The 15,950-nt window shown below is 47.6% G+C and carries 17 protein-coding genes; 4 read left to right on the top strand and 13 right to left on the bottom strand.

The genetic code is table 11. The features are described 5' to 3' along the window. Positions 1-2: 2 nt before the first annotated feature. The 5 genes from F7R24_RS12670 to murJ form a co-directional block, all read right to left on the bottom strand. Positions 3-446, bottom strand: a complete 444-nt coding sequence (locus F7R24_RS12670; RefSeq protein ID WP_151671631.1) for an FKBP-type peptidyl-prolyl cis-trans isomerase — start codon at positions 444-446, stop codon at positions 3-5. Beyond that, entirely contained in the window at positions 443-997 is a 555-nt protein-coding gene (lspA, locus tag F7R24_RS12675; RefSeq protein ID WP_151671632.1) for a signal peptidase II, read from the bottom strand. The genes F7R24_RS12670 and lspA overlap by 4 nt, the downstream gene beginning before the upstream one ends. Beyond that, positions 990-3,806 (bottom strand): isoleucine--tRNA ligase, encoded by a 2,817-nt coding sequence (gene ileS, locus F7R24_RS12680; RefSeq protein ID WP_151671633.1) that lies wholly within the window; start codon positions 3,804-3,806, stop codon positions 990-992. The genes lspA and ileS overlap by 8 nt, the downstream gene beginning before the upstream one ends. Before the next feature lies 1 nt (position 3,807). Continuing rightward, positions 3,808-4,764 carry a bifunctional riboflavin kinase/FAD synthetase gene (gene ribF, locus F7R24_RS12685; protein WP_151671634.1) on the bottom strand — a complete coding sequence of 319 codons (957 nt, stop codon included), beginning with the start codon at positions 4,762-4,764 and terminating at the stop codon, positions 3,808-3,810. Between the two features lie 76 nt (positions 4,765-4,840). Beyond that, on the bottom strand, positions 4,841-6,334 hold the full coding sequence (gene murJ, locus F7R24_RS12690; RefSeq protein WP_240776116.1) for a murein biosynthesis integral membrane protein MurJ: 1,494 nt from the start codon (positions 6,332-6,334) through the stop codon (positions 4,841-4,843). A gap of 272 nt (positions 6,335-6,606) precedes the next feature. Here murJ and rpsT point away from each other — a divergent pair, with 272 nt between their 5' ends. Continuing rightward, positions 6,607-6,870 carry a 30S ribosomal protein S20 gene (rpsT, locus tag F7R24_RS12695; protein ID WP_151671635.1) on the top strand — a complete coding sequence of 88 codons (264 nt, stop codon included), beginning with the start codon at positions 6,607-6,609 and terminating at the stop codon, positions 6,868-6,870. 95 nt (positions 6,871-6,965) lie between these two features. Here rpsT and proB read toward each other — a convergent pair whose 3' ends face one another. From proB to F7R24_RS15005, 6 genes are all read right to left on the bottom strand, one after another. Then, entirely contained in the window at positions 6,966-8,087 is a 1,122-nt protein-coding gene (proB, locus tag F7R24_RS12700; protein WP_151671636.1) for a glutamate 5-kinase, read from the bottom strand. Positions 8,088-8,103: 16 nt separating this feature from the next. After that, the gene (gene cgtA / locus F7R24_RS12705; protein ID WP_151671637.1) at positions 8,104-9,297 is read right to left on the bottom strand and encodes an Obg family GTPase CgtA; all 1,194 of its coding nucleotides are present in this window, start codon (positions 9,295-9,297) and stop codon (positions 8,104-8,106) included. Positions 9,298-9,494: 197 nt separating this feature from the next. After that, positions 9,495-9,752 carry a 50S ribosomal protein L27 gene (gene rpmA, locus F7R24_RS12710; protein ID WP_151671638.1) on the bottom strand — a complete coding sequence of 86 codons (258 nt, stop codon included), beginning with the start codon at positions 9,750-9,752 and terminating at the stop codon, positions 9,495-9,497. A gap of 33 nt (positions 9,753-9,785) precedes the next feature. Then, on the bottom strand, positions 9,786-10,097 hold the full coding sequence (gene rplU / locus F7R24_RS12715) for a 50S ribosomal protein L21 (RefSeq protein WP_036546676.1): 312 nt from the start codon (positions 10,095-10,097) through the stop codon (positions 9,786-9,788). Between the two features lie 243 nt (positions 10,098-10,340). Next, positions 10,341-10,748 carry a DNA-3-methyladenine glycosylase I gene (locus F7R24_RS12720; RefSeq protein ID WP_420812986.1) on the bottom strand — a complete coding sequence of 136 codons (408 nt, stop codon included), beginning with the start codon at positions 10,746-10,748 and terminating at the stop codon, positions 10,341-10,343. After that, positions 10,741-10,932, bottom strand: coding sequence for a DNA-3-methyladenine glycosylase I (locus tag F7R24_RS15005; RefSeq protein ID WP_420812987.1), 192 nt, complete (start codon positions 10,930-10,932; stop codon positions 10,741-10,743). Before F7R24_RS15005 ends, F7R24_RS12720 begins: the two co-directional genes overlap by 8 nt. Positions 10,933-11,014: 82 nt before the next feature. Here F7R24_RS15005 and F7R24_RS12725 point away from each other — a divergent pair, with 82 nt between their 5' ends. From F7R24_RS12725 to fabB, 3 genes are all read left to right on the top strand, one after another. After that, on the top strand, positions 11,015-11,983 hold the full coding sequence (locus tag F7R24_RS12725) for a polyprenyl synthetase family protein (RefSeq protein ID WP_151671639.1): 969 nt from the start codon (positions 11,015-11,017) through the stop codon (positions 11,981-11,983). Between the two features lie 123 nt (positions 11,984-12,106). Continuing rightward, positions 12,107-12,622: a bifunctional 3-hydroxydecanoyl-ACP dehydratase/trans-2-decenoyl-ACP isomerase gene (fabA, locus tag F7R24_RS12730; protein WP_151671640.1), complete on the top strand. Its 516-nt coding sequence runs from the start codon at positions 12,107-12,109 to the stop codon at positions 12,620-12,622. Between the two features lie 52 nt (positions 12,623-12,674). Next, on the top strand, positions 12,675-13,892 hold the full coding sequence (gene fabB / locus F7R24_RS12735) for a beta-ketoacyl-ACP synthase I (protein ID WP_151671641.1): 1,218 nt from the start codon (positions 12,675-12,677) through the stop codon (positions 13,890-13,892). A gap of 51 nt (positions 13,893-13,943) precedes the next feature. On the opposite strand, the gene F7R24_RS12740 is transcribed toward fabB, so the two are convergent. Together F7R24_RS12740 and F7R24_RS12745 are read right to left on the bottom strand one after the other, a co-directional pair. After that, positions 13,944-14,657, bottom strand: a complete 714-nt coding sequence (locus F7R24_RS12740; protein ID WP_240776112.1) for a lysophospholipid acyltransferase family protein — start codon at positions 14,655-14,657, stop codon at positions 13,944-13,946. Further along, positions 14,650-15,789, bottom strand: coding sequence for a 1-acyl-sn-glycerol-3-phosphate acyltransferase (locus F7R24_RS12745; RefSeq protein ID WP_151671643.1), 1,140 nt, complete (start codon positions 15,787-15,789; stop codon positions 14,650-14,652). Before F7R24_RS12745 ends, F7R24_RS12740 begins: the two co-directional genes overlap by 8 nt. Between the last annotated feature and the right edge of the window lie 161 nt (positions 15,790-15,950).

Genomic DNA, 15,950 nt, shown 5'->3' on the forward strand with positions numbered 1-15,950 from the left:
GATTAAGCGTTTGCCAACGGCTGAACTTCTAAAATTTCCACCTCAAACAGGATCGTTTTACCGGCTAGTGGATGATTAAAATCCACGGTGACACGCTCGTCACTGAACTCAGTAACAACGCCAGGCACTTCACCACCAGGCTCTTGGAAAGTAACCACTAAACCCGGCTCTAAATCCATATCTTTAAACTGACTACGTGGCATTACCTGAATATTACTGGGATTATGCATGCCAAAACCACGCTCAGGAGCGATGGTTAGATCAAGGTGATCACCCGGCTTCAGGCCAGAAAGCGCCATTTCAAACCCCTCTGGAATATTGCCGTCACCAAATACAAACTTGGCAGGATTAGCCGCAAAGTTAGAATCGATGACCTGTCCATTTTCCAACTTAATCGCGAAATGCATTGTGACTGCTGTACCTTGTCCCACTGTAATGTCATTCATGATTTTTCCTCATTGGAAGTTGATGAACCTTGAGTTCTACCCGAAACAAACACCATATCAAAGATCAGAATGGCGGCACCAACCGTTATCGCACTGTCTGCAAGATTAAATGCAGGAAAGTACCAGCCACCATAGTGCACAGAGATAAAATCGACAACGTAACCATGGATGATACGATCATAAAGGTTACCTAGAGCACCCCCCATAATCAGCGCAAGCGCTGTTCGCATCCACCATTGTTTAGCAGGTGTAGCACGTAACCATTGTAGTAATACCACACAAACGCCTATGGCGACTAGTGCAAAAAACCAACGTTGCCATCCACCTGCACCTGCCAGAAAACTGAAGGCTGCGCCAGGGTTATGCAGCAAGGTTAAATCAAAGAAGGGCAACACTGGAACAGGTTGGGCATAGGTCAAATAAGTGGATGCCAACCATTTTGTGCCCAGATCCAGCAGGATGACCAGAAACGTTAACCCTAACCACTGCAAAGCGCCTGCTTGCGCAGGCACTCCAAAACCCAGAACAGTCGATGAGTCTGCGTTACGCATAGAAACGTTGTTCACCTTCACCAGTCACATTATCCACACAACGTGTGCACAGTTCTGGGTGTTCTTCATGGCTGCCCACATCTTCACGATGGTGCCAGCAACGCGCACACTTTGGATGCTCTGAAGACACGACGGACACTTTCAAGCCATCGACTTGCGTGACACGTGCATCGGCACCCTCTTCTAAAGGCTTCAAGGTCGCAGAAGAGGTGATCAACACGAAACGCAACTCATTACCTAGCTGAGCTAAGTCTGCTTTCAGTGCATCATCGACATAAAGGACCACTTCTGCCGCTAGGGATGCTTTCACCAGCTTTTCGTTACGCGCATCTTCAAGACACTTGTTCACCGCGTCTTTAACTGCCATGACTCGACGCCAGTAGGCATCGCCTAAGCTATCTTCAGCGGATAGCGTAAACAAACCTTCGTACCATGTACTTAACAAGACACTTTCACGACGGCTACCGGGCAGCACTTCATAAATTTCTTCTGCCGTAAAGCTAAGGATCGGTGCAATCCAGCGCGTTAAGGCTTCAGCAATATGATACAAGGCTGTCTGACAGGAACGACGTGCCAAACTATCTACCTGAGTGGTGTACTGACGATCTTTGATGATATCCAGATAGAAGCCACCCAATTCATGTACACAGAAATTATGCACCGCTTGGTAAACATCTAAGAAACGATAGTCATCATATGCAGCGATAATCTTTTGCTGTAAACGCCAGGTCGCATCAACCGCCCAACGATCCAAAGTGAGCATCTTTTCTGGATCAACCAAGTCAGAAGAAGGGTCAAAGCCATTCAGGTTAGCCAGCAAGAAGCGCGCGGTATTGCGGATACGACGATAGGAATCTGCTGTACGTTGCAGTATCTGCTTAGATACCGCCATTTCCCCAGAGTAATCGGTTGCAGCTACCCAAAGGCGCAGAATATCGGCACCCATACTATCGGTGACTTCTTGCGGAGCGATGACGTTGCCCAAGGACTTGGACATTTTGTAGCCTTTCTCATCCACGACGAAGCCATGGGTTAACACCTGCTTGTAAGGGGCAACACCATTGATCGCAATTGAGGTTTTTAAGGAGGACTGGAACCAACCACGATGTTGGTCAGAACCTTCTAAATACATGTCGGCCGGGAATTGCAGCTCTTCACGTGTTCTCAGCACAGAATGGTGTGTCGTACCCGAATCAAACCAGACATCGAGTGTATCGGTCACTTTATCGTAATCAGCCGCTTCATCCCCTAGCAACTCAGCCGCATCTAGCTCAAACCATGCATCAATACCGTCTTTTTCGATACGCAACGCAACAGCTTCGATCAGTTCTTGCGTACGCGGATGCAACTCGCCGGTTTGCTTATGTGTAAATAGCGTGATCGGCACACCCCAAGTACGCTGACGCGATACACACCAGTCTGGGCTTTGCTCAAACATCGCTTCGATACGTGCTTGACCCCAGCCAGGGAACCACTGCACACCTTTGATCGCCTCTAAGGCATCTGCACGCAGGTTTTTATCATCCATCGACACAAACCATTGTGGTGTAGCACGATAGATTAACGGTGTTTTGGTTCTCCAGCAGTGTGGATAGCTGTGCTGGAATTTTTTCAGATGCACCAGTTTTTTCTCGCGCTCGAGTGCATCACAGACAGGATCATCGGCCTTATACACATGCACACCAGCAAACTCTCCCGCCGCATCACTATAGGTACCATTGGCCTGAACTAGGTTCAGCGTACCTAAACCATAGGCTTGACCAACAACAAAGTCTTCCATACCGTGATCTGGAGCTGTATGAACGGCACCGGTACCTGCATCAGTTGTGACGTGATCGCCAAGGATAACGGGCACATGACGGTCATAAACGGGGTGTTGAAGGAGCTGTCCTTCCAATAATTTGCCTGAACAACGTGCAATAACCTGGTACTGCTGAATACCCCAGCGAGCCATAATGTCATCGACCATATCGGCTGCCAGAATCAAGCGCTCTTTACCTTGATTAACGGCAGTTTCCACTAGGGCATAATCCAATTCAGCATTCAATGAAACCGCTTGGTTGGCAGGAATAGTCCAAGGCGTGGTCGTCCAGATCACAATGGATATCGGTCCATAACCCGCATCTGTACCAAACAATTGCAGTACAGCGTCGGTATTGACCACGCTGAAGCGCACATCGATTGCAGTAGAGGTTTTGTCTTGATACTCAACTTCTGCTTCAGCTAAGGCTGATTGACCGACTACGCTCCAGTAAACGGGCTTGTAACCTTTCACTAAGTGACCGTTTTCAATGATACGACCGAGTGAACGAACGATATTGGCTTCGGTTTCAGCATTCATGGTTAAGTAAGGCTGATCCCAGTCACCGATTACACCCAAGCGGATAAAATCATCTTTTTGACCTTCGATCTGCTTTTGCGCGTAGTCACGGCAATGTTGACGAAACTCACGGAAAGGCACTTTATCGCCGGCACGACCAATGGTCGTTTCAACCTTGTGTTCGATGGGTAGACCATGACAATCCCAACCCGGAATATAGGGCGCATCGAAACCGCTCAGGGTTTTCGATTTAACGATCATATCCTTGATCACTTTATTGACCGCATGACCGATATGAATACTGCCGTTAGCGTAGGGAGGGCCATCGTGCAGAATAAACTTGCGACGCCCCTGACCCTCTTCACGTAAACGTGCATAGAGGTCCATTTCAGCCCAGCGCGCCAATCGAGCAGGTTCACGTTCTGGCAGATTACCACGCATTGGAAACTCAGTTTCCGGCAGGTTCAATGTAGGTTTGTAATCGGTCATATCAATTAACTTCCGCTTGTGAATGCTGCTCAGGCGTGTGTTCAAACCAGCGCCGAGCGGTTTCAATATCTAAAAAAATTTGTGTTTTTAACGCTTCAAGACCTTCGAAACGCTTTTCGGGACGCAGAAAATGTAGAAATTCCACCTGCATCAATTGCCCATAGATCTCTTCTTGCCAGTCAAATAGATGTACTTCAAGTACGGGTAATCGACCATTCACTGTCGGCCTGACACCGACATTACTGATACCACGCACTTCATGTCCATTGAAGCGCGCTAGCACCGTATACACACCTTGCAAGGGACAACGAAAGCGATGCATTCGCACATTCGCGGTTGGCACCCCCAGTTGTCGACCTATCTTGTTGCCGTGCTGTACACGACCTGTCACACAATAGGGACGACCTAACAGGGTTTCAGACAACTCGAAATCGCCACGCATCAAGGTTTCTCTTAGGCGCGTACTGCTAACACGTTGATCTTGAATTTCGTAGGTGTGTGTATGTTCAACGGTAAAGCCGTGCGTCTTTCCTGCGGCTTCAAGCATGGCGTAATCACCCGTACGATCACAGCCAAAGCGAAAGTCATCACCCACGACAAAATGACGAACATTCAAGCCATTCAACAGCAACTCATCAACAAACGCCTGTGCGGACATGCTGCGTAAACGGGCGTTGAACGTTAAGCACAAAACCCGATCAATGCCTTCATCACGAAGCAGGCGTACTTTTTCGTCAAAGCGTGTTAATCGCGGAGGTGCCTCGCTACCGGCAAAAAACTCCCGTGGCTGTGGTTCAAAAATAATCACTACACTGGGCAAGCCTAACTCAGAGGCTTTAGATTTTACCTGATCCAACACTTTTTGATGCCCTAAATGCACGCCATCAAAATTACCAATGGTTGCTACACAACCCCGGTGTTTGTCGCGCAAATTATGTAAGCCTCGGATCAGTTCCATGCCAGTGTCTTAAGTCGAGAAATGAACCGCACATTATAGTCGAAAAAGCGCCTCATTATCAGCCCCAAATGCCCTGTCAGGCTCTTAAATGCCTTAGACGTAAGCCCATAATGAACTGAACACACAGATAGACCAGCATCCCACCCATCACCAACAGTACCATTTGCTCTATGCGTTGCCACAACCCCATCTGCAACCAAGCGTCTGTTGAGTTTCTAAAGAAGATTAGAAAAGCCAACATCGCCACATTGGCAAGCCCATTACGAATCAGCACTTTCGACCAACCGGGCTGCCACTGCAGCACATCGACTTTTCTAAGACCATGCAACAACATAGCTGCGTTTAAGAAAGCAGATAAGGATGTTGCGAGCGCCAAACCAACATGATCTAAGGGCCATACCAAAATCAGGTTAAACACCATATTCGCCGCCATTGCCCAAATAGCAATACGCACCGGTGTTTTCATATCTTGACGTGAAAAGTATCCAGTCGCCAACACCTTGATCAGCATAAATGCCAGCAATCCAATCGCATAGGCCTTCAAACTCATTCCTGCCATCAAGACATCACGGTCTTGCATCTGACCGTAATGAAACAGTGTCGCGATCATGGGCTCAGCCAGCACAATCAGAGCAAGGGCTGCAGGCAGACCGATTAGCAAGATCATTCTAAGCGCCCAATCCAGTGTCGCTGCAAAACGCTGGGGACTTTTTTCCGCATGATTGCGCGATAAGGCTGGTAAAATAACGGTCGCAATGGCGATACCAAACACGCCTAAAGGCAACTCGACCAAGCGATCAGAGTAGTAAAGCCAAGAAACACTGCCATTCTGCAGGAAAGACGCCAACACGGTATCTAACAACAAATTGATTTGCGCAACTGAGACACCAAACAGTGCTGGCACCATCAACTTCATAATGCGCTGAACACCTTCATCCTTCCAGCCCGGGGTGGGTCGTGGCAATAATCGTAAACGCGCTAAGAAAGGCAGCTGAAAAAGTAGCTGCATTACTCCGGCTAAGAACACCCCCCAGGCCATTCCCATAATCGGCGGGTCCATCATCGGACTGATCCATAACGCCGCACCTATCAAACACACATTCAGGATCACTGGTGTAAAGGCCGGAATAGCGAAGCGCTCATAGCTATTTAAAATAGCACCACAAAATGCAGTTAAGGAGATCAACAATAAATACGGAAAGGTGATACGCAGCATTTCAGCCGCTAGCGGGAAACGCTCATCATCTGCCAAATAAAAGCCCGGAGCAAAAAGTGCAGCCAACAGCGGTGCCGCCATCATCGCCGCCAGCGTAATCATCAACAAGGTTATGCCCAGTGTGCCAGCCACTCGATTGACCAGTAACTGCACGGCATTCAAATCGCGTTGAGTGCGATACTCTGATAACACCGGCACAAAGGCTTGTGCAAAAGCACCCTCAGCAAATAAGCGTCGTAAAAAGTTAGGAATTTTAAAGGCCACGAAAAAGGCATCTGCATGACCACCCGCACCAAAAACCGAAGCAACAATGACGTCTCGGGCTAGCCCCAAAAACCGTGACAACAGCGTCATAATGCCGACCACACCGCTGGATCTTAGCAAACCGCTTTTTCGTTTTTCTGACGCTTCCAAATCTGCAATACTCCATCCGTTTGTGGTATTCTTGCCACTGTTCGGCCAATTGCGCAAATAATAGCGTGCTTTAAGGGCCGCTCATAGCATACGCGCGAGAGAATTCGTGATAAACAGTTGACAATACCTTCGTAAGCAGGAATAATTTCGCGTCTGTTTTCCGGCACTACTACCGCCGTAATTTGATCAACCTAAGTTTAAAGGAGCCGACTGTGGCTAATTCCGCAGGATCCCGTAAACGTGCTCGCCAGGCGGAGAAGCGTCGTCAGCAAAACGCTAGTCTGCGCTCCATGGCACGTACCTACTTGAAAAGAGTTATCAACGCTATCGCCGCTGGTGATAAAGCTGCTGCTGAAGCGGCATTCAAAACAGCACAGCCTGTTTTGGATAGCTCTGCAAACAAAGGCATTTTTCACGCCAATAAGATTGCGCGTCACAAGAGCCGTTTGTCTGCAAAAATCAAAGCAATGGCTTAATACAAGCTATTGTAAAAAAACCGGCTAAGGCCGGTTTTTTTGTGTCTGCTCAAAGCACTAAACTCTCAAAGAACTAAACTCTCAAATCACTAAACCTAAGCTAGCACCATATTATCGCGATGCACTAACTCTTCTTCACCCATAAACCCCAATAAACCAGCAATAGCCTTGGTTGGGTGACGCATAATACGACGCGCATCATCCGCGCCATAATTGACCAAACCACGCGCAATAACGCTACCCATCTCATCCTGAATCATCACCATCTCTCCTCGAGAGAAGTCACCGGTAACATTCAACACGCCCGCAGGCAGCAAACTTCTACCACCGTTTGTCAGTGCCTTGACAGCACCCGCATCGACAATGAGCGCCCCTCTAGCCTGCAAATGACCTGCAATCCATTGTTTACGTGCCACCATGGGCTCACGATCAGGCGTTAACAAGGTTCCCAGTGATTCACCAGCAAACAGACGACTCAGGACATTCTCTTCACGACCACTGGCGATGACAGTCACCGCCCCAGAACGGGCCGCTAAACGAGCCGCACGCACCTTAGTGATCATACCGCCACGACCTAACAAGCCACCATCACCGGCAACAGCCTGAACCCGCTCATCTTCAGCACGCGCCTCGACAATCAACTCAGCATCGGGATCTTGTCGCGGATCGGCCGTAAACAGCCCCTTCTGATCGGTTAGAAGAATGAGTGCATCCGCTTCAACGGCATTAGCCACCAATGCACCAAGCGTATCATTATCACCAAAACGAATTTCGCTAGTGACCACCGTATCATTTTCATTAACAACGGCAACCACACCCAGCTCAATCAAGGTACGCAAGGTTGAGCGAGCATTCAGGTAACGCTTACGATTAGACAAGTCATCATGAGTCAGCAACACCTGAGCGGTATGGACACCATGCTTCCAAAAGCAAGCCTCCCAGGTTTGTACCAAGCCCATTTGACCCACAGCAGCAGCGGCTTGCAGTCGAAATACTTCACTAGGACGCGTTTTCCATCCCAAACGATTCATACCCTCGGCAACGGCACCTGAAGAGACCAATATCACTTCAATACCTGCTTCACGCAAATGAACCAACTGCTCAACCCAACGTGAAATCGCTACTTCATCCAATCCTTGACCATCATTCGTCAACAATGAACTACCGATTTTAACGACCCAACGCCCTCGACCACCTAATCGCTCACGCCCTGACATGCTTTTTTATACTCCGTTAGCGCACATACTCAACTTCGACATCGTAGTCGTCGTCATCAAAATCATCATCCCAATCATCATCTTCTCGTTTAGCACGCAACTCAGCCTTGAGACGCTCAAGATTTTCACGTGCCTCATGATCGATGATCAGGCGGGTTTTATGCTCTTCTTCCAGCAATGAAGGATCTGCGATGATCGCTTCAGATCGCTCATCTAAGAAGTTTTGTAAATCATGAATTAATGGCTTTAAGCCCTGCTTATTCAATGCAGAAATACGATACAAAGGTCCCTGCCACTCTAGCGCATCGATCACCGCCTGACAGGCAGCATCCTGATCTTCTTCAGGCAGCAAATCTAACTTGTTCAGTACCAACCAACGTGGCTGCTGAGCCAGCGTTTGACTGAATCGGGTCAACTCACTGACCGCAGTTAATGCCGCTTGTGCCGGCGTCGTTTCATCCCAAGGCGCCATATCGACGATATGCAAGAGCACACGATTTCGAGCCAAATGCTTCAAAAACCGAATGCCTAGGCCAGCACCTTCCGCAGCACCTTCAATGATTCCGGGAATATCCGCGACAACAAAACTGCGAAGCGCATCCGTACGCACAACCCCTAGATTCGGCACCAGTGTCGTGAAAGGATAATCAGCGACTTTTGGTGTTGCCGCAGAAACGGAACGAATAAAGGTCGACTTTCCAGCATTAGGCAAACCTAGCAAACCTACATCAGCTAACACTTTTAGCTCTAGACGCAGATTACGTAACTCACCTGGCGAGCCTTTAGTGGTTTGACGCGGTGCACGATTAACGCTGCTTTTGTAGCGCGCATTACCCAAACCATGGAAGCCGCCTTGAGCAATTTTTTCACGCTGACCAATTTGTGTAAGATCTGCCAAGACCTCATCCGTATCGATATCGACAATGGTAGTACCGACTGGCACTTTCAGCGTCAGATCTTCACCCTTGGCGCCAGTACAGTTAGCTCCTCGACCACCTTCACCGTTTTGTGCTTTGTAGTGACGAGTGAAGCGATAATCGATCAGTGTGTTAAGGCTTTCATCCGCCTCAACCCACACCGAACCTCCATCACCACCATCGCCACCATCAGGACCACCTTTCGGGATGAATTTTTCACGCCGAAAGCTCATACAGCCGTTTCCGCCTTTACCTGCTTCTACGGTAATGGTTGCTTCATCGACAAATTTCATCTTCTCTCTCCCGAAAGGCTATGCCTTTCTAAATTTTTACATCATCGCCGCTCCTGCGCATCCATGCGCTCGCGGCCCTTGCGCATCCCTTTCAATCGCCGCTCCTGCGCATCCATGCGCTCGCGGCATACCGTACGTCCCTGTACATAAAAAAAGCCCCGCTAGGCGGAGCTTTTTAGTATGCGCGTAAAGGCTGCTTATGCAGGAACGACAGTAACGTACTGACGTTTTTGAGCGCCTTTAATAACAAACTTAACTACGCCGTCTGCAGTTGCAAACAGAGTGTGATCTTTACCAAGACCTACGTTTTCACCCGCGTGGAACTTAGTACCGCGCTGACGAACTAGGATGTTACCAGCGATAACGGCTTGACCACCGAAACGCTTAACACCTAGACGCTTAGACTGTGAGTCGCGACCGTTGCGCGTTGAACCACCCGCCTTCTTATGAGCCATTATATCTCTCCTATGCGTATTTCGGCAGCGTGCTTATGCACTGATACCGGTAATCTTAACTTCGGTGAACCACTGACGGTGGCCCTGACGCTTCATGTGGTGCTTACGACGACGGAATTTGATGATCGTAACTTTGTCTCCGCGACCGTGGCTTACCACTTCTGCAGACACTTTAGCACCTTCAACAACCGGCGCACCGACAGTGACGTTGTCGCCATTGCTAACAAGCAATACGCGATCGAATTCCACTTTACCGCCTTGCTCTACCGCTAATTTTTCAAGCTTAAGAGTTTGACCTTCCTGTACACGGTACTGCTTACCGCCACTTACAATTACTGCGAACATAATTTTCTCCAGGTTACGCTTGTCTGGCTACTAGAAACGAAACCTGCTTCTAAGGGCTGTTTTTCAGCTAAATTGAAAAACATGCTAAAACCCTATAACAGGGAGCGTGATTTAGACAAGCTCAGGGCGCGCAATTATACAGAGCAAGCCTTATAAGTTCAACCTTTATAGCCGATTAAATCTAAGCAGACAAATTGTCAAAAAATGTAAACTCACTCCAGACAAGGGTTCTTATAACGTGGATCATTCCGCATACAAATAACAGCCCTTCTCATGATCATTCACCATCCCCACAGCTTGCATAAAGGCATAACAAATCGTGGGGCCTACGAATTTAAAACCGCGTTTCTTTAATGCACAACTCATAGCAACCGACTGATCTGTCTGCGTGGGGATCTCATCATAAGCCAACCCTTGATTCACGACAGGCTTCCCATCAACAAAACTCCACAAAAACTGACTCAAGGTTTGCCCTTCCGACACAAGCTCCAAAACACACCGCGCATTATGGATTGCCGCCGAGATTTTTAGGCGATTACGAACGATACCTGTATTTAGCATTAAGCGGGCGACATCCTGCTCCGTAAAAGCAGCCACTGTTGCCACCTCAAAATCACAAAATGCCTCGCGGTAAGCCTCTCTTTTACGCAAAATCGTTATCCAGCTCAATCCAGCTCAATCCAGCTTGTGCGCCTTCTAGGATTAACATTTCAAATAAATGTCGATCATCATAAACAGGCCGTCCCCACTCATTATCATGGTAGGCAATATAAATAGGATCATCAGTACACCATTGACAGCGCTGGACAGGCGTATTTATCTGATTTACACCCATGGTCGAAAGCCTCTGTTTCTTGACATCATGACCCGTACTCCCTAGCATTCAGCCATCATTAATTTTCCAGCCAAACGAATTCATGCAGCCACATCAGCTTAATCCACTTATCGAACCCCAGTTCGATGCCGTCACCGACTTCATTTTGAACAACCTTGGGTCTAATGTTCCTTTGGTTGAGAAAATGGGTCACTACATTGTTGAAAGCGGTGGCAAACGTCTTCGTCCGTTATTAGCATTATTAAGTGCCAACGCCTGTGGATACAAGGGTGAGCTGCATATTCGTTTAGCCGCGGTGATTGAATTTATCCACACCGCCACACTGTTGCATGATGATGTCGTCGATAATTCTGAACTACGCCGTGGCAATGCGACCGCAAATGCTAAATGGGGTAATGCGCCCAGCGTACTCGTCGGTGACTTTCTGTATTCCCGCTCATTTCAGATCATGGTTGAAATTGGCCGCATGGAAATCATGCAAGTCATCTCGAATGCCACCACCGTGATCGCCGAAGGTGAAGTGCTTCAACTACTCAATCAGCGCAATCCAGACACAACTGAAGACAGCTACATGCAGGTGATTCTGGGCAAAACGGCGATGCTATTTGAAGCAGCTACTGAATGCGGTGCCATTTTAGCGGATTCAACTACCGCTGAAAGAGAAGCACTTCGACTTTATGGCCGCTATATTGGAATCGCTTTCCAAATTACAGATGATGTGATGGATTACCTTTCGACCGCAGATGAAATGGGTAAAAACGTCGGTGACGATCTCGCCGAGGGCAAGGCGACGCTGCCATTAATCAGAGCGATGCAAGTCGGTACTGATGAGGAACGCCAGCTGATTCGCAATGCCATTCGACAAGGCGGACTGGACGATCTACAACCTATTTTGAATATCGTCAAACGATCTGGCGCGATAGAGTACGCGCAAAACGCGGCAAATGAGCAAGTCGAACTGGCTAAAAGCGCACTCAGCGCCATAGCTGATAGCTCATTCAAGGACACGTTATTGACCCTTGCAGAACTGGCTGCAGCGCGTAAAAAATGATTTTTAAGGCCGAAATGACCGATGACTGTGCAAATATTCAGCAACAATTCGTGCCTCTGCTACACTCAGACGGTATAATCGTTTAAATAATTTGAATTTAACGTTTTGGACAGACATAACTTCATGACTAGACCCTCCTCTTTTGAACGCGAAGATCTCCTTAAATGCGGCTACGGTGAAATGTTCGGCCTTGGCAATGCACGCTTACCTGTCGGCAATATGCTGATGATGGATCGTATCATTACGATTACAGAAGATGGTGGTGAGTTTGGTAAAGGTGAAATTATTGCTGAACTGGATATCAATCCTGATCTTTGGTTCTTTGAATGTCATTTCCCTACCGATCCCGTCATGCCTGGCTGCTTAGGTCTAGACGCCATGTGGCAAATTGTCGGTTTCTTCCTTGGCTGGAAAGGCAACAAAGGTCGCGGACGTGCGCTAGGCGCCGGTGAAGTTAAATTCTTTGGTCAAGTGCTGCCAACAGCAAAAAAAGTGACCTACCATGTCCAGTTAAAGCGTGTTATTGAACGCAAACTGGTGATGGGTATAGCCGATGCCAGCATGTCAGTTGATGGACGTGAGATCTACACCGCTAAAGATTTGCGTGTAGGCTTATTCACATCAACAGATAACTTTTAATCAGACACTATAATAATCAATCAAGTTACGTCATAGCAGAGAGAGTCAACACATGCGACGCGTCGTGGTTACCGGAATGGGCATCATTTCTTGTTTAGGAAATGATCAAGATACAGTTCTCGAATCCCTAAAAGAGGGACGCTCCGGCATACGTTTTCAGCCGGAATATGAAGAAATGGGCTTTCGTAGCCAAGTCGCAGGTCAAGTTGATGTCGACCTTGATAGCTTGATTGATCGTAAACTTCGCCGTTTTATGGGTAATGCATCTGCTTATGCTTATCTATCCATGAAACAAGCGATTGAAGATGCTGGCTTGACTGAAGATCAAGTCTCTAATGTTCGTACCGGATTAATTGCGGGCTCTGGTGGCGCATCTTCTGCCGACATCGTTGAAAGTGCTGATATTTTACGAGATAAAGGTGTGCGTCGCGTCGGCCCTTACCGCGTTACCCGTACCATGGGTTCAACCGTGTCAGCCTGCTTAGCCACTCCTTTCAAAATCAAAGGAGTTAACTATTCGATTACTTCTGCATGTGCGACCAGTGCGCACTGTATTGGTAATGCAATGGAACTCATCCAATTAGGCAAACAAGACATCATTTTTGCCGGTGGTGGTGAAGAACTGCACTGGTCCTTAAGTGTCATGTTTGATGCGATGGGCGCGCTCTCTAGCAAGTATAACGATACACCTGAAAAAGCATCACGCGCCTATGATGCTAACCGAGATGGTTTTGTTATTGCGGGTGGCGGCGGTATGTTAGTTCTTGAAGAACTGGAGCATGCTAAAGCACGTGGCGCGAAGATCTATGCTGAAATCGTGGGCTATGGTGCGACCTCTGATGGTTACGACATGGTGGCTCCTTCTGGTGAAGGCGCTGTACGCTGCATGCAGCAAGCTATGGCTACTGTTGATGGCCCTATCGATTACATCAACTCGCATGGCACCTCGACACCTGCTGGTGATATTCAAGAACTCAAGGCAATGCGCCAACTGTTTGGCGATAAGATGCCTTCGGTTAGCTCGACTAAGTCTTTAGCAGGACACTCACTCGGAGCTACCGGTGTGCAAGAGGCTATCTACTGTATCCTAATGCAACAGAACAATTTCGTCTGCGCTTCAGCTAATATTGACGAGCTGGACCCAGAAGCAGTGGGCTTGCCAATTGCGACTGAACGTAAAGACAATGTTGATCTTCAACGCGTGATGTCTAACAGCTTTGGTTTTGGCGGCACTAATGCAACCTTAGTTCTGCAGAAATATAACGGCTAGAGATAAGCACAGGTTACAACGAAATGCGCCCGCTACTGCGGGCGCATTTGTTTAAGCACCAATACGTTTCATCTGCTCAATCATCCATGCTTCGACTTCTGTATGGACATCATCCACAGTACGACCTTCCGTCTGAACAGGCTGACCTATCACCAGTTTGACGGTACCGGGATATTTAACAAACGACTGACCTGGCCAACAATGTCCAGCATTATGAACCACAGGCACGATCGGCACTTGGTTTTTTACTGCTAACATCGCACCACCCTTATTGAAACGGCCCAATTCCCCTACAGCCACTCGTGTTCCCTGTGGAAAAATCAATATTGGAATACCATCTGACAATCGCTCGCTGCCTTGACGCAGCAATTGCTTAATCGCTTCTCGACGCTGAGAACGATCCAATGCGATTGGCTTTAAAAGTCCAAGCGCCCAACCGAAAAAGGGAATTTTAAGTAACTCTTTTTTAAGCACCACCGCTTGTGGGCGAAACACGATCTGAAAGTACAGAGTCTCCCACTCACTTTGATGATTTGAAAGCGCCACATAGGGTTGATTCTTAGGTAAATTTTCAAGACCCTCAACATCCGTTTTAACGCCACAGGTCACTCGCAACCAAAAAACATAGAAGTAATTGATTCCAGTTAAAAACACAAAACGTGCACGAAATGGTAATAAAGGTCCTATCAGCAAACAAGGAATCGCATAGAGTATCGTAATCGGATAAAAACCTATCGCAAACAGCAGTGCTCGGAGTTTAAGCATTCGTTTCATCCTTAAGTTGCCCTTCAATCCTTTCACGATTAAACACGGGGTTGGCATACATCGCTTTTAAAAACACTTTGGCATCATCATCTACCTGATCAAGACGCTGACTAAACACCTTCTTGGACTCATCTGACTCAGGACGATCTGCTGCCGCCAGATGAGTCGCATGAAGATAATAACCACCCAAGATTTGACGATCTATCTCTGCTGCTAGTGCTTCAGGGGTTTCAAACTGGCCGCGAATAGGCTCACCAAAATCGACATGCACGTGACCTTTATTACCGGTAATCCCGCGCACAATACTATCAATATCTTCGAACTCAGCTTTTTGATAAGCGCCATCTTTCGCTTTTGCGGCTAATTCCCGTGCTTTTACCGCATCACAAGGATCCAGCTCATACGAAATAGACACAGGCACGATATTCAATCGCTCAACCATCTCTGCAAAACTGCGTTGTTTGCGGTGAGACATATAAAACATTTTTAACAGTGTTGGATCGGTTTTATCATTGCCATCCTTAGAACGCCCTTCTCGCTGGGCAATCCAAACGGAATGACCCGTTTGCACACTATGATCAATATATTCTGATAACTGCGTCATTGCCGCCATCATTTCACGGGGGGCTTTTAGTGACCGCTTAACAATAAAGCTTTTATTTAAGCGCATCAGATCGGATACATAGGGCTTGCGAAGCAAGTTATCGCCAATCGCGATACGTACCGTGTTCATACCATATTGGTACAAGGCCCAATTTACAAAAGCGGGGTCCATAGCGATATCGCGATGATTGGAAACAAACAGATAAGCTTCCTGAGGGTCTAAGCGATCAATACCGCTGCAACTTAGTTTAGTCGTCGTGCGACTGATCATCTTCGTCATATAACCCGCCACCATCATTTGAAAACTGGTGATACTTTCAATCTCACCCACTTTGGCGGCCAACGCAATCCTAATAACGGGTCTTAGTAAACGCCGTAAGAACTTGGGTAAACGAGGAAATTGATAGTGTGTAATGACATCGACGAGTTCATTATCACGAACCATTCTGCTTAAGACTTCAGACACTTCACTGTCCCGATAAGGACGAATCGACTGAAAAGGGTCAGTAGTAAGATCTTGTGCGCTCATGGACACCGTAATAACCTGCAAAGAAAAAAGCGCATTTTAGCCTGTTCCAACCGAAATTACAGTGATTAGGTGTTATCGAAAGACAGAACACGACTATTGAATAGTCTGAAGGGTTACCCTTTTGCAGCGATGATGTATAATTTCGACCCTTCATTCGAACA

Origin of the sequence: Nitrincola schmidtii (assembly GCF_008973715.1) — a bacterium.
In the GTDB taxonomy this organism is placed as follows: Bacteria; Pseudomonadota; Gammaproteobacteria; order Pseudomonadales; family Balneatricaceae; genus Nitrincola; species Nitrincola schmidtii.